At 48.7% G+C, this 14,278-nt stretch carries 13 protein-coding genes; all 13 read right to left on the bottom strand.

Annotated elements, in window-relative coordinates; genetic code table 11:
* Positions 1-4: 4 nt before the first annotated feature.
* The 13 genes from fliI to OOK74_RS03660 all read right to left on the bottom strand — a co-directional run bounded on the left by fliI (position 5) and on the right by OOK74_RS03660 (position 14,207).
* Positions 5-1,324: a flagellar protein export ATPase FliI gene (gene fliI / locus OOK74_RS03720; RefSeq protein ID WP_166013383.1), complete on the bottom strand. Its 1,320-nt coding sequence runs from the start codon at positions 1,322-1,324 to the stop codon at positions 5-7.
* Between the two features lie 3 nt (positions 1,325-1,327).
* Positions 1,328-2,128, bottom strand: coding sequence for a flagellar assembly protein FliH (fliH, locus tag OOK74_RS03715; RefSeq protein WP_278183128.1), 801 nt, complete (start codon positions 2,126-2,128; stop codon positions 1,328-1,330).
* An 89-nt stretch (positions 2,129-2,217) separates the two neighbouring features.
* Positions 2,218-3,264 (bottom strand): flagellar motor switch protein FliG, encoded by a 1,047-nt coding sequence (fliG, locus tag OOK74_RS03710; RefSeq protein ID WP_278183127.1) that lies wholly within the window; start codon positions 3,262-3,264, stop codon positions 2,218-2,220.
* The gene (fliF, locus tag OOK74_RS03705; protein WP_274722201.1) at positions 3,257-4,996 is read right to left on the bottom strand and encodes a flagellar basal-body MS-ring/collar protein FliF; all 1,740 of its coding nucleotides are present in this window, start codon (positions 4,994-4,996) and stop codon (positions 3,257-3,259) included. The genes fliG and fliF overlap by 8 nt, the downstream gene beginning before the upstream one ends.
* A 15-nt stretch (positions 4,997-5,011) precedes the next feature.
* On the bottom strand, positions 5,012-5,323 hold the full coding sequence (fliE, locus tag OOK74_RS03700) for a flagellar hook-basal body complex protein FliE (RefSeq protein ID WP_166013387.1): 312 nt from the start codon (positions 5,321-5,323) through the stop codon (positions 5,012-5,014).
* A gap of 75 nt (positions 5,324-5,398) precedes the next feature.
* Entirely contained in the window at positions 5,399-6,883 is a 1,485-nt protein-coding gene (locus tag OOK74_RS03695) for a sigma-54-dependent transcriptional regulator (RefSeq protein WP_274722200.1), read from the bottom strand.
* 2 nt (positions 6,884-6,885) lie between these two features.
* Positions 6,886-7,941 (bottom strand): sensor histidine kinase, encoded by a 1,056-nt coding sequence (locus tag OOK74_RS03690; RefSeq protein ID WP_274722199.1) that lies wholly within the window; start codon positions 7,939-7,941, stop codon positions 6,886-6,888.
* Positions 7,942-8,052: 111 nt separating this feature from the next.
* On the bottom strand, positions 8,053-9,519 hold the full coding sequence (locus tag OOK74_RS03685; RefSeq protein ID WP_274722198.1) for a sigma-54 dependent transcriptional regulator: 1,467 nt from the start codon (positions 9,517-9,519) through the stop codon (positions 8,053-8,055).
* Between the two features lie 231 nt (positions 9,520-9,750).
* A complete protein-coding gene (gene fliS / locus OOK74_RS03680; RefSeq protein ID WP_166013391.1) occupies positions 9,751-10,161 on the bottom strand; it encodes a flagellar export chaperone FliS in 411 nt (136 codons plus the stop codon).
* Positions 10,162-10,171: 10 nt separating this feature from the next.
* Positions 10,172-10,477: a flagellar protein FliT gene (gene fliT / locus OOK74_RS03675; protein WP_274722197.1), complete on the bottom strand. Its 306-nt coding sequence runs from the start codon at positions 10,475-10,477 to the stop codon at positions 10,172-10,174.
* Between the two features lie 44 nt (positions 10,478-10,521).
* Positions 10,522-12,525, bottom strand: coding sequence for a flagellar filament capping protein FliD (fliD, locus tag OOK74_RS03670; protein WP_274722196.1), 2,004 nt, complete (start codon positions 12,523-12,525; stop codon positions 10,522-10,524).
* Between the two features lie 20 nt (positions 12,526-12,545).
* Positions 12,546-13,004 carry a flagellar protein FlaG gene (flaG, locus tag OOK74_RS03665; protein WP_274722195.1) on the bottom strand — a complete coding sequence of 153 codons (459 nt, stop codon included), beginning with the start codon at positions 13,002-13,004 and terminating at the stop codon, positions 12,546-12,548.
* A 72-nt stretch (positions 13,005-13,076) separates the two neighbouring features.
* Positions 13,077-14,207 carry a flagellin gene (locus OOK74_RS03660; protein WP_274722194.1) on the bottom strand — a complete coding sequence of 377 codons (1,131 nt, stop codon included), beginning with the start codon at positions 14,205-14,207 and terminating at the stop codon, positions 13,077-13,079.
* Positions 14,208-14,278: the final 71 nt, after the last annotated feature.

Here is a 14,278-nt window from a genome sequence, read left to right as displayed (position 1 = left end):
CCCTTTAGCTGCTCAACACATGGCGTAGCATATTAACGCACATCTCATAGGGTACCGTTTCTTTCATTGCCTGTTGCAGGTATTGATCGAGTTTAGGTTTGAGCGTGAAGGCCGCATCAATCGCTTTATCAGTACCGGGTTTATAGGCACCAATCGAGACTAAATCTTGATTCTTACGACATACCGAAAGGATCTGCCTCACCGCCTTAGACATCAACATATGTTCATCGGTGGTGATCTGTGGCATCACTCGGCTGACCGATTTTTCCACATCAATCGCCGGATAATGGCCCGCATCGGCCATCTCTCGTGATAATACGATGTGACCATCCAGAATCGCTCGCGAAGCATCGGCAATCGGATCTTGCAAATCATCACCTTCGGTTAACACGGTAAAAAAGGCGGTGATCGAACCTTGTTGGGGGCCACCATTACCCGCCCGCTCCACCAAAGCAGGAAGTTTAGCAAATACCGAGGGGGGATAACCTTTGGTGGCTGGCGGCTCACCAACCGAGAGAGCAATTTCACGCTGTGCTTGGGCAAAGCGGGTTAACGAATCCATCAGCAACAAAACATCTAAGCCTTGATCACGAAAATATTCAGCAATGGTTAACGCTGTTTGGCAGCCTTTTAAACGCATCAAGGGTGAAGCATCGGCAGGCGCAGCCACCACAACGGAACGCTGACGACCATCGACACCGAGGATCTCTTCGATAAACTCTTTAACTTCGCGTCCCCGCTCACCGATCAGCCCAACCACCACCACTTGTGCAGTCGTGCCACGCGTCATCATACCGAGCGTGACCGATTTACCGACCCCTGAACCGGCAAATAGACCAATTCGCTGACCTTTACCTACCGTTAAGAGGCCATTGACCGCTTTAATCCCCACATCTAACGGTTCACTGATCGGTTTACGTGCCAGCGGATTGAGCGGTACACCATTCAATGAAGCGCGCTGATCGGTGTAGATAGGACCGAGTCCATCAAGAGGATTACCGACGCCATCAATCACTCGTCCCAGCAGTTCCATGCCAACCGGCAATCCTGATTCGGCCGTGATAGGCGTGACTTTAGCTCCTGGCAGCACCCCAATGATTTGCTCGCTGGGCATCAAAAACAGGTTGTTGCCAGAAAAGCCGACCACTTCTGCTTCGACCTCTCCATTCATGGTTTCGACTTTGCACAAGCTGCCAACTGGGGCTTTGCAGCCTGTCGCCTCCAGAGTCAGCCCCACAACGCGCACCAACTTGCCAGAAGCCATTGGTCGGGTGGTATGGCCTGTCACCTTGTATTGGGCAAGACGCTCGGCTAACGCCAACATCGCTTACTCTCCCGGATGGTGGCGATTGATGCCACAAAAACTGTGCAATACGCTGCGGATCCGCTCTTCCAGACGATAGCTCACGCTCGATTCTCCAGCATCAATTTGTACATCGCCACGACTTAACGCGGGCTCACTCAGTAGTGTCCAGTGGCGAGTGGCAATCTCCTGCTCACCATAGGCTTGGCGAATGATCTCAACATCTTCCGGATTGAGTTTAAGGGTAATGGCATGGCCAGCGATCGGTAAGGCTTCAACCGAGGCTTTCAGTGTATCTAAGATCACTTGCGGATTAGTCTGCACTTCAACATGCACGACTTCTTTGACCAGTGCTAACACCATATTCACCAACTGCTTTTCCACTTGCGCATTGAGCAAATCCAGTGGCTGAGCAAATTGATTGGCCAGAGCGATAAAGGTTTGCACATGTTGTTGGATCTGCGCTTGCCCCTCTTCCATACCGAATTGGTAGCCTTGTGGCTGCCCTTCGTCATGTCCCGCTTGCCAGCCTTCGGTTTTACCTTGCTCAAAACCTTGTTGATAGCCTTCTGCTTGCCCTTGTGCAAACCCTTCTTGCTGGGCAGCTAAGCGAATTTGCTCGATTTCTTGCGCAGTTAATTCCAGCTCGACTTCCGGCTCTGTAGCGGAAAAATCAGGCATCCAGCCGGGATCGTAATTAAAAGCGGTCGGTTTGGCCGCGGGTTCAGTGGCGGAGCCGTAATCCGGTAGTCCCCATTTTTGCGCGGTGACCGCATTATCGTCGATACCCGGGCGAATAAACCCACGCTTTCTTTCACCAGACATTGTGGTCCTCAATTATGCAACCTGTGCAAGCTCATGCAAACTCATTCAAAACTTATCGCTCAATCAAGGCCGAATCAGGCCTGGATTGATTACAAGAATTCGTCGGCACCACCGCCCAGAATCAATTCACCGTTATCAGCCATGCGGCGTGCAATTGCCAAAATCTCTTTTTGCGCGGTTTCGACATCCGAGACTTTAATCGGCGGCATCGCTTCAAGATCATCTTTCATCAACTCAGCGGCACGTTTCGACATGTTCTTAAAGATCTTGTCACGCAAGGTATCATCAGCACCTTTGAGCGCTTTTTGCAGTACATCCTGCGGTACATCACGCAGCAATTTTTGAATCCCTTGATCGTCAACTTCAACCAAGTTTTCAAATACAAACATCAAGTCTTGGATCTGGGTTGCCAAATCTTCATCTTGGTCACGCAGCTGATCCATCAACACACTTTCGATATTATTATCGAGATAGTTCATGATCTCTGCCGCTGCTTTCAAGCCGCCAATTTTGGCCGCTTGTGCCCCCGCTTGACCTGCAAACTGTTTCTCCATGATTTCATTCAACTCAGCCAGTGCCGAAGGTTGCACCTCTTCCAAGTTGGCAATCCGCATCAACAGATCCAGTCGGTCACGCTCAGAGAACTGGGCCAAAATTTCTGCCGATTGATCTGGGTCAAGGTAGGATAAAACAATGGTTTGGATCTGTGGGTGTTCATTAACAATAATGCTCGCCACTTGGCGTGGATCCATCCATTTGAGTGAATCCAAACCTTTCGAGCCGGTGCCGAGTAAGATTTGATCGACTAAGTTATTGGCTTTATCCGCTCCGAGTGCCGCTACCAACGCATTGCGTAGGAAGTCTTCACTACCCATCCCAATATTGGTGTATTTCTGAATATCTTCTAAAAAGGCACGATGCACCGCTGAAACTTTGCTTTGGCTTAAATCTTTAGCGCGCGCCATCGCACTCCCCACCCGCTGTACCTGTTTGGGTTCAAGGTGACGAATAATGCCAGCCGCATCCGCTTCGTTTAGGCTTAACAACAAAATTGCCGCTTTCTCTTCGCCGGGAATTTCACTGATATCAATCGTGGATTCGATAACTTCACCACCATTTGGATTATCTTTAGCCATTTTGCATCCAGTTCTTCACTACTTGAGCCGCAAGCTCCGGCTCGTTTGCCACCAATGCACGTACCGCTTTCAGTACGTCCTCATCTTTGTGAAGATTCGGTAAATCAATGCCTGAACCAAATTCAAACAGCTCACCATTCTCAATTTCACTACCGATTAAACTGGTTTCACCATCCATCCCAATCGGCATACCATCTGGGCCATACATGGCGTCATCGGAATCCGCGGTCGGGTTGATGAGTTTCTTCATCGCTGGGCGCACCAATACCAGCACCACAATGATGATCACTAATGCGCTAGCTAACCAACGGATCCAGTCATTGAAGTTCGGGTGTTCCCAAATTGGAATATCGGCGATTTGTTCGATTTCTGGCTCGGCAAACGGCATGCTCAGTACGTTCAACAAGTCACCACGACTTTCACTAAAACCCACCGTACCGATTAAAATCTGACGAATAGAATGAAGATCCGCTTCACTCAACGGGGTATAAGTCACTTCCCCCGTTTCCGGATTGATACTTGAGCGACTTTTTACCGCCACTGCGATGGTCTGCCGATTCACCACACCCGACTGTTTACGCTCATGGCTAATGGTAGTATCCAACTCATAGTTACGGGTCGCTTCTTTATGCACCGAACCTTGACCAAGCACCGAACCATCTTTCATCTGTGCCACATCTTGTGGGATTGAAGCATCCGCGGGCGGCTGGTTACTCAACGCACCTGGCACCCCGGCAATCACGCTGCCATTATTGTAATCTTCTAGGGTATATTCACTGCGCGTCGCTGGTGTATTGGGATCAAACACTTTACGGGTCTGCTCTACAGCGGTGAAATCCAGTTTAATATCCACTTGAGCGGTGTAATTACCCAAGCCAAGGATCGGAATTAAGACGGAGTCGATTTTGCCACGCAGCGTCTCTTCTTGCTGCTGTTCTAACTCTTGCTCTTTACGGCGCGCCGCCGATACGGGGTCTTGCGAACCGGAACTGAGCAAACGACCATGTTGATCGGTCACCGTAACACGGCTCGGTCTCATGCCCGGTACCGCACTCGCCACCATATCAACCACCGCATCCACTTCCTGCTGTTTGAGGTTAGTGCCAGTGCGCAAGGTGAGAAAAACTGAGGCTGACGCTTCTTGATTATGGCGTACAAACACACTCTGTTTTGGCAGGGCAAGTAATACACGCGCTTTATTGACTTGGCGCATCTCTTCAATGGCTTTAGCCAATTGCCGCTCACGGCTCAGTTTTAAACGCTCTTGCTCTAAGCGCTGCGAAACCCCAAAGCCCATATCCTGCATCAAGATTTCATCACCCGCTTGACGCTGTTGATTTAACCCCGCACGCAGCATCGCCAGCTTAAGGCTGTTGTAATCACTCGCTGGCACCGAAATGGTGTTGCCATCGAGTTTGTATTGTTGTTTCTGCTGGTCGAGATAATCAAGCACTGGGATCAGTTCTTCGGTCTCGTAAGCCCCCAGTGGGCGCATTTCTGGCTCACGCACCCAGAAGAACAGCATCACAATCAGCGCAACACAGATCGAAATAGACAGCACCAACACCACTTGGCGCAATAAATCCAGATCGCCAACAGTAAAGTCCAGTTTGCTGCTTTTTTCGTTAAGGTCTGGATTTTGTGTATCGAGCGCAAGCTCTGAACTGGCCAATAAAGCTTGATCACCACTGGTGGTCAATGCGATATCGGTAGTTTGTTTATCATCGGCCACAGTCTGCTACCCAAATTATACTGGCATGTTCATCAGTTCTTTATACGCATCAACCAATTTGTTACGTACTTGAATGGTGGCTTCGAAAGCCACACTCGACTTGTTACGTGCGATCATCACATCGGAAAGTGAAATCCCTTCATCACCACGATCAAAGCGCATCTGCAAATCGCTAGAGGTTTGCTGTAGGCCATTAACGTTGTTGATCGCGTTAGTCAGCATCGCGCCAAAGTCTGCGCCAATTTTCTGACCAGTTGCGCTGGGTTGAGTATTGGTCGCCTCAAACATCATCGCGCGCATTTCACTGTTTAATCCATCAAGTCTCATTGCTACCTCTGATGTCAATTGTTTGACTCAAAAATCGTATCGCTCACTCTCATCAGCAATTTATATGCCATGCTCTTAGCCTGGAATATCAATTCCAGCATCACGCATCTTCGCCAGTTTATAGCGCAAAGTGCGTGGGCTAATGCCCAATTTTTCCGCCATCTCCTTACGCCGCCCCTGACATTCGGCCAAGGTATCAAGGATAATGGCAAACTCTTGATCGCGCAGCTCGCCGCCTAAACCGGCACTGGAAGTCAGCGAACCCGCAGCAGAGGTACTTGCAGTGAACGGGCTTGCCGTGGCTAAAGAGCTTGGCTGATGGGTTTCCGAGGCCCAAGCTTGATCGCGCTGCGGCTCGGCTAGCGGTTTAATCTCAGGTGCTGGCATCGCTTCACCAGCGACCGCTTGTTGCAGACTGCTCGCATCATGCCAGTCCACCCCTTCGAGTAGAATGTGCTCACTACCAATGTGACCATTCTCACTTAAAATCAGTGCGCGCTGCACGACGTTATCCAGTTCACGAACATTACCTGGCCACGGGTAATTGAGGAGTTTATTCAGCGCCGCTGGAGCGATACTGGGCACTGGCAGTCCTAACTTTTTGCAGTGGCGTTCCACTAAATGGTTCGCCAGAGGTTCAATGTCACCCTTCCGTTGCTGCAAGGCCGGCCAAGTGATTGGAAACACATTGAGGCGATAGTATAAATCCTCGCGAAAACGCTGCGCTTGCACATACTGCTTAAGGTCACGGTTACTGGTGGCGAGCACTCGTACATCGAGCTTAATGCTTTTACGGCTACCTAAGCGTTCCACTTCACGCTCTTGCAGTACGCGCAGTAGCTTGGCTTGTAGGTTCAAATCCATTTCACTGATCTCATCGAGCAAAATGGTTCCGCCTTGCGCCTGCTCAAACTTGCCTGGACAAGCTTGCACCGCACCGGTAAAAGCGCCTTTCTCATAACCAAACAGCGTTGCTTCAAGCATATTTTCAGGGATGGCTGCGCAGTTGATCGCCACAAATGGCCCTTCTCTGCGCGGTGAAGCGTTGTGAATATAACGCGACATCACCTCTTTCCCCGAACCACTCGGCCCTAAAATCATCACGTTCGCATCGGTTTTCGCCACTTTATCCGCTAATGCCAGCAATTTTAGGCTTTGCGGATCAGCCACCACCGCATCACCATTATCATCGGATTTGACTGGCGCGTAGCGGCTGACCATATTAAGCAGCACTTCTGGGGCAAACGGTTTGGCCATGTAGTCAATCGCGCCATCTTTCATCGCTGCAACCGCATCTTCAATATTGGCGTAAGCGGTCATTAACAACACGGGTAAATTCGGCCAATGCTGTTTGATGCTACGTAATAGTGCCAGCCCGCCCATACCAGCCATTTGCACATCAGACACCACTATATCGACGCTGTTTGCTTTGAGTTTAAGCAGCGCCTCTTCTGCACAATCTGCTTCTAGCCACTCGTATCCGGCTAAAGCTAAGGTATCGATCAATGCTTCGCGTAGACCTTCATCATCTTCTACGATTAAGACTTTGCTTTGAGCCATCTTCACTCTCCAGTCACTGAATTTGAGCTATCCATTGGTTGACGCTCAAGAGGGATGCACATGGTAAAACACGCACCTTCTCCCTCTTTAGAGATCAGTTCTAATCGCCCACCATGGGCACGGCATACCATTTGCACGACCGCTAAGCCAAGGCCTGTCCCTTGTGAGCGAGTGGTGAAAAAGGGTTCCATAATTTTGCGCTGTAATGCTTCGGGCACTCCAGGGCCATTATCTTGTACTGAAATCTTCAATTCGCCCTGCACTGGCCGAAAAAACACATCAATTTGTGCGTTTTTACCTGCCATTTGTAGCGCATTCAGCACTAAATTACTCAATGCGGAGGCTAAAGCGTTGGCATTTCCAAGCAGGGTAATCTCTTCACCTTCCACTTCTTGACCATAATCGATGTGGCTATTTTTCAAGGCGCTTTCGACCATCGGCATAAATTCTGCAGCCAGATCACCAATCGAAAAAGGCGCAACCACTTTATTATCACCGCCTTTCGCAAACAGCAGCATATCATTCACTTGCTTTTCAAGATCGTGCAATCGATCGACCAGTTTACTTTGAAAACGCTCGCGAGTTGCAGGAGCAAGATTTGGCGCAGCAAGATTAGCCGCATACAACATGGCACTCGACAGTGGCGTGCGCACTTGATGAGCCAATGATGCGACCATATGTCCCAATGAAGATAGGCGTTGTAAATCACTGATCCGCGACTGTAATAAGCGGGTTTCTGTGAGGTCAGTGATCAAAATAAGCTGGCCGGTCGCCGAGGCTGAAATCGCCAAGCGCACCTTGCGTCCATTACGTAGCGAGATTTCATGTCCATCATCTTCGCGCGGCGCAAACGCCACTTGGATCACGCTGTACCATTTTTCGCCCACCAGTGAGATGTCCAGCAAACGCTGCGCTTCAGGGTTGGCCTCGCGCACGATACCTTGAGTATCAAGCAAAATCACCCCAGCAGGCATCACATCGAGCACTTGTTTATAGCGCTCAACTTGATCTTCCAGCGAGTCCAAATGGGAGTGCTGCTCTAGCATTGGGCTCATCATTCACTCTCCATCCTTTAAAGACAATAATGGCTTGACAAGCAAGAGCCACGCCAAGCCATTAAGCTTAATAATCAACATGTTAAAATTAAAAACAGATTAACAAGATGCTTTTTAGCGCTGCATATTATATTTGCGCATTTTTTCCACCAAAGTCGTGCGACGCATCCCCAACAGATCGGCCGCTCGGGCGACGACGCCACCTTGCACTTCAAGCGCTTGGTTGATCAGGTTGACTTCTAGATCGGCAAGCAGCTCTTTAAGGTTAACCCCTTCCGGTGGTAGCGCTTGAGGCAAATCAAGCTCTGCCGTGAATTCGTATGCCGGATCAAAATTGAAATCTTCCGCAAACAAGTCACATAACGCATCGCGCTCTTGCTCTTCCACCGAACTAAAGCGGTTTGACTCAGGCTGAAATTGGGGAATATCACTGTAACGATATTTGGTCGGTAGATGGTTAACATCCACTAAACTATTGGGATACAGGATCATCATCCGCTCAACCAAGTTGGCTAATTCACGCACATTACCCGGCCAATCGTGTTCCATCAGTGAATGAATCGCTCTTGGTGTAAAGCAGATCGGCTGCGCACCTTCCGCTTCCATACGCGCCATTAATTCTTGCAGCAGCAAGGGAATATCATCAATCCGATCGCGCAATGCTGGCATTTCAATTGGGAACACGTTGAGACGGTAGTAGAGATCTTCGCGAAATTTCTGATCTTCGATCATGGCTTCCAAATTGCGGTGAGTGGCGGCAATCACTCGCACATTAGCTTTAATCGTGCTGTTACCACCGACACGTTCAAAGCAGCGCTCTTGCAACACGCGCAGCAACTTGACTTGCATGCTCATCGGCATATCGCCGATCTCATCCAAAAACAGCGTGCCACCTTCAGCCAACTCAAAACGACCTTTGCGAGCGGTAATCGCCCCCGTAAAGGCGCCTTTCTCGTGACCAAATAGCTCACTTTCTAGCAAATCAGCCGGGATCGCTCCACAATTGATCGGCACAAAAGGACCATTACGGCGTCCTGAGTGATAATGAATATTACGCGCGACCACCTCTTTACCGGTGCCAGAGTCGCCCAAAATCATCACATTCGCTTCGGTGCTGGAAACTTGTTCAATCAGGTGACGAACATCTTGAATACCACTACTTTGCCCGACTAGGCTACGAAATAGTGTGTTGTTACGTGCGCAGGCCAAGACTTGCACGCCTTTACGCCCGAGAAATTCTTTACAGTGACGCAGCGCTTCACTTAACTGTGGGTAATTGAGCGGAAACTCTAATTCACCCACATAATGGGGAAACTCGTCTAATGAATAAGGCTGTTTGTTGGCCAGCAGTAGTGGAATATGGTTGGCTTTACTCAAAGAGTGAATTAATGCTTCAGACAGCTTTTGTTCACGCAACGAGCCTAAAATACATCCGGCCCACACGGTTGACCAATTGACTTGATCGATTTGCGTAGACTCAATGATCTCACACTGCTCTCCTACAAACTCTAAAATAACACTGAGGATTAGCCGGATCTTGGCATCGTCCTCAATTACAAGTAGTTTCGCTACACTCTGCATAGGTGAGATTATTTGCCTTTATGATAAAAAGTTGTGGTTACACTTTTTGTCATCATTTTCAGGTGATTGATTTTTGTTATAAATACTGAACAAACGATGAACAATTGGTGAACTTTAGCAACAAAAAAAGCCACTTGGCTAGTTAGTGGCTTCTATTCTATTTAAATCAGCAAATAAGGCAACCAAGCATTTGCTTGGTGTGATGTGTGTTAAAAGTTTCTGTAATAGAAATCAGATGCCCACATCGGCTGCCGTTAAATTATGAAATTCAGCTGGAATTTGATCCCACGCCGATTTTATTTCGCGGATAATCTCAATCACATCATCTAATAACTGTGGATCATTTTTATGATTGGCTTGAGTAATTTGGTTAACCATAAAGTCATACAGTTGATCGAGGTTTTTGGCAATATCCCCACCATCTTCCATCGACAAACAACTGCGCAAACTGATGATAATATCGAGCGCTTTACCTAAACGTTCACCTTTGACCGGAATGTTGCCTTGCTGCATGGCCGCTTTACCTTGGATCAGGCGCTCAATCGCTCCAGCCATCAACATCTGGACAATTTTATGCGGAGAGGCCGCACTGAGTTGGCTATCCACTGATACTTTTTTGTACGCCTGTAAAGAACCACGCATAGTCTTCCTCTTATAAAAACTTTTTGTATTGCTGAACCGATTTCTTACCGCGCCGATAATGATACAGCACTTGGCCGATTGCCACCGTTTTTGACTGCATCCGTTCAACAAGTTGTTGGGTGTTATCAATCGCTTGACGCCACAAATCTGATTGCGCCCATTCAGGGTGCTCGGCTAAATCGCTTAACAAGCTGTGCAACAGTTGTTCTCTGTTATCGACCAGTTGCAAAATATCTTCAGCATCAATCTCATCTTCAGCCAGCAGAGTGGTAATTTGTTGATCAAGATCACTTAAACATTGCAGTTGTGTTTGCATCTTAATCACTTCCTCGCGGGATCAGTACCGCGCGTTGCCATGGTTTAGCCACCTAATGCCCCCATCATGCCAGCCAACTGTGACTGCATTTTGCTGGTAGCATCTTGCATGGCGCTAAATTTGGCATGGGTGCGTTTCTCTAAACTATCCATATGGCGATCCAACGAGCGCTGGTTATCGCCTAATCGGTAAGTTTGTTCGGTCAAACTTTTTTCACGTGTGCGAATGGAGCCCGTCACGCCGGTCATGCTGGCAATCGCATCTTCAACGCGTTTGGCAAAGCCTTGATTGCCGCCAAAAAAATCCCCCAGCGTGTTAAAGTTATTATTCAGTTGCCGATCCAGCATCGTATAGTTGATTTCTAGCCCACCTTGCCGAGTGGTGGTAATACCAAATTCAGTCAGCGATTTTAGGTGTTCAGGGGCCTGCTCAATGCTGGATGAGAATACGTTTTTTAAGCGCGAATCGGCGCTGCGCACAATACTATCTCCGGCCAATGGACCGGCTTGTCCTGTTTGTGGATCGACGCCAGATAATGCTTTGCTGATTTGAAAAAACTGGTTATAAGCCGCGACAAACTGTTCAATATCGTTGCGTACCCGATCGCGATCGTATTCAATCCCAATCTCAGGTGGAGCTTGATTGGGATCAGTCTTACCTTTGAGGGTTAGGTTCACCCCTTCGATGGCATTTTCAATAATATTGTTATTACTCGATAACGTCGCGATGCCATCGAGCACCACCATCGAGTCTTGTGCCGCTTGCACCTCAAGCATGCCACCATAACCGTCAAAAGCAGCTTGCGCGGCAACAAGTGCGGTTTGTGCTTGCTCAACTTGTTCAATATAGTCACGCTCTTGGGCACTCAGTTGACTGCGAGCTTGTGCTTTGGCCTCTTCTGGGCTCATTTTGCCACTGCTCAGTGCCGCTTCCATTTGCGCCTGTTGCTTGGCTAATTTTTGATCGAGTTTTTGCTGCGCTTCTTGCGGTGTCAGGTAAGAATCCAGCAAGGTTCCTGAAGCGGTATTACTCCAACCGGGTATATTGGCGGCTTTTTGTTGTCCACTCGCATCCAACTCCGCTTCGGGCTCCCAATAAGAGTCGAGCAAAGTTCCTGAAGCGGTTTCGCTCCAGCCCGGAATTCGCTCTTCTGGTCTAAGGTATTTTTTTGCCTCACTGGCCGCACTCGCGACTGTTTTCAGTGCGCTATCGGTCAGTTCGGCTGGATTGGTCACATCGTTTGCGGCACTATTTTGGGCAGTTTGTGCCGCCGAGCGAATTTCTTGCGCCACTTCTTGATCCACTAAACGCGCCGCCGCGCCGATTTTTTCGGCCACTGTCGCTGCGATTTTTTGCTGTTCAGGAGTCAATGGTGTGATCAATTGCTGCGCTTGAGCTCGGGCCTGTTCAAGATCAAGCACCCGCTGTTCGAGCGATTTGTATTCGAGTTGTTTGAGTGGATTACCAAGCTCAGCTTCCGCTGACATCTGCACTCGGTGATCTTTACCGGAAAGGTGGGAGGCAACAATCAGCCGCGGCCCTTGCACATCATTAATGATGGAGGCTCGCACCCCTGGATTGGATTTTTCACCATTAATGCCACGCACAATATCGACCAATTTGGCATTGGCCGGCACATCAAAAGTAAAATTCCTGCGCCCCAATGAAAGATGCAGCTTGCCCGGACCAAACTTTGCGTCTTTGTCTAAGACTTCAGAGGCAATTTTATGGCTTTGAGCAAGCTGCAGCACATCGACGGAATAGTTTCCAGCAATCGCTTCCGTGGTGGCGGTCGCGGAGATGACTTTTTCATCACTGGTATCCACTTTGCGTGCCGCAAAAGCTTTCTCCTGACGAAATTGGGTCATCAGATTTTTCATCGTATCCAGCGACTCTCTGAGTCGACCATAGGCACTAATACTGGTATCAATGTTCGCCCGCTCATTATCAATGCGTTGCTGTTTAGGTACCCGCTCCGCATTCACAATTTTGCTGACGACACCATTGATGTCAAAGCCAGTATTCATCCCCATCGGGCCTAAACTCATTCAATCACCTCAAAACCGTGTTACACCTTCGCCATCAATAAGCCAGATCGATGATCCTGCTCACGGGCAAGGCGACGCAATACTTCCAACATCTCTTCTTCAGGGATTTGACGAATGATATCACCCGTCGAAGCTTCGTAGATGGTAACCACCTCGCGTCCGGATTCTTGATCCAATCTGAAAGACAGGCTTTTATTAATGGATTTCACAAAATCGTTCATTTGATCCACTACTTTGGCAAGTTGCTCCTCATCGAGACGCTGGCGCTGCTTTGCTTGCTGCCTTGCCTCAACCGATTGTTGTTGTCTTGCCTTGACCTGCTCAGAAAGATGTTCAGATGGTTTATCTGTACGCGAAACCGAACGGTTATTCTCCCCTGAAAACGAAACACGAGTTGCATTATCGATTTCTGAAGCAATTTTAGTGCCACTTTGCAAAACGTAAGGCTGAATGGTCGATGTGTAGGATGGTATTTCCATAGCACTCTCCTTTCTACCTTATCAGTCACGGTTCATCGCCCGTGACTGACTCGCTTGAGCCCTTTAACGGGTTTACCCAAGTAAACTTAGAGCAGCAGATGGCGACTGTTTAGCTTGTGCCAGCACAGACATACTGGCTTGTTGCAAGATTTGTGATTTGGTCATCGCCGTGGTTTCACGGGCATAATCAGTATCACGGATCCGGCTACGCGAAGCATTAACGTTCTCGTTAACGTTCTCTAAATTGCTAATTGCATGACTAAAACGATTTTGGAATGCCCCTAATGAAGCACGTTGGCTATCCACCGCCTTCAAAGCACCATCCAATACGGCTACCGCCTCTTGCGAACCGGCCACGGTTGAAACGTTGATCTTAGCCACCGTGACATCACGGCCAGCGGCAAAATCGATTTCTGCGCCAAGTCCGCCGCCAATCGTCACCTCACCCGCCACTTTTTGTGACGAAGCAAACAACTGTAACTTACCACCTTCACCGACGGATGCTTTTACATCGTCCGATTGGCCGTTGATATAAGTTGCCAGCTCTTCTAAATCATCACCCTGTTTAGCATTAATGGTCACCTCACGCGCTTCACCTTGCTTATCGGTGTAACTCAACGTTAAGTCGGTAGCCGCATCAACTCGCCAATCAGCCGCTTTACCTTCTTGCGCCACATAGCTTTTGCCACCCATCGCTTCGGTATCTGAACGCATATTGCCCATGCTCAGCATCACCGCCTCACCGGAATCAGCACCGATTTGGAATGATTTGCTGCCAAATGAACCGTTCAGCAGTCGATTGCCACCGAACGAAGTGGTTTCAGCAATTCGATTTAATTCATCATTCAACGCCGACACCTCTTCCTGAATCGCGGTACGTTCAGAAGAAGAGTTGGATCCATTAGATGATTGCAGCGCCAGATCACGCATCCGTTGCAAGATATTGGTGGTTTCGTTCATCGCCCCTTCCGCGGTTTGGGCGATAGAAATACCATCGTTGGCATTTTTCACTGCCATATCCAAACCACGGCTTTGCGATGTCAAACGGTTAGAAATTTGCAGACCAGCAGCATCGTCGCGGGCACTGTTGATTTTGTAGCCAGACGACAAACGCTCCATTGATTTTTGCATACCATCAACCGCACCATTTAAATAGCGCTGCGCGGTCATCGCCGACACGTTGGTGTTCACATTAATTGCCATATTGATCTCCTTAGGCGAATAAGTTGGTAAACCTCGGTGTCTCTCACCTCACGTCGGTTTACCCCATTTCT

This window comes from Vibrio misgurnus (assembly GCF_029635775.1).
Taxonomy (GTDB): Bacteria; Pseudomonadota; Gammaproteobacteria; order Enterobacterales; family Vibrionaceae; genus Vibrio; species Vibrio chanodichtyis.
Note: the sequence above shows the minus strand (reverse complement) of the source record. Positions and strands in the feature narration are given on the sequence as shown.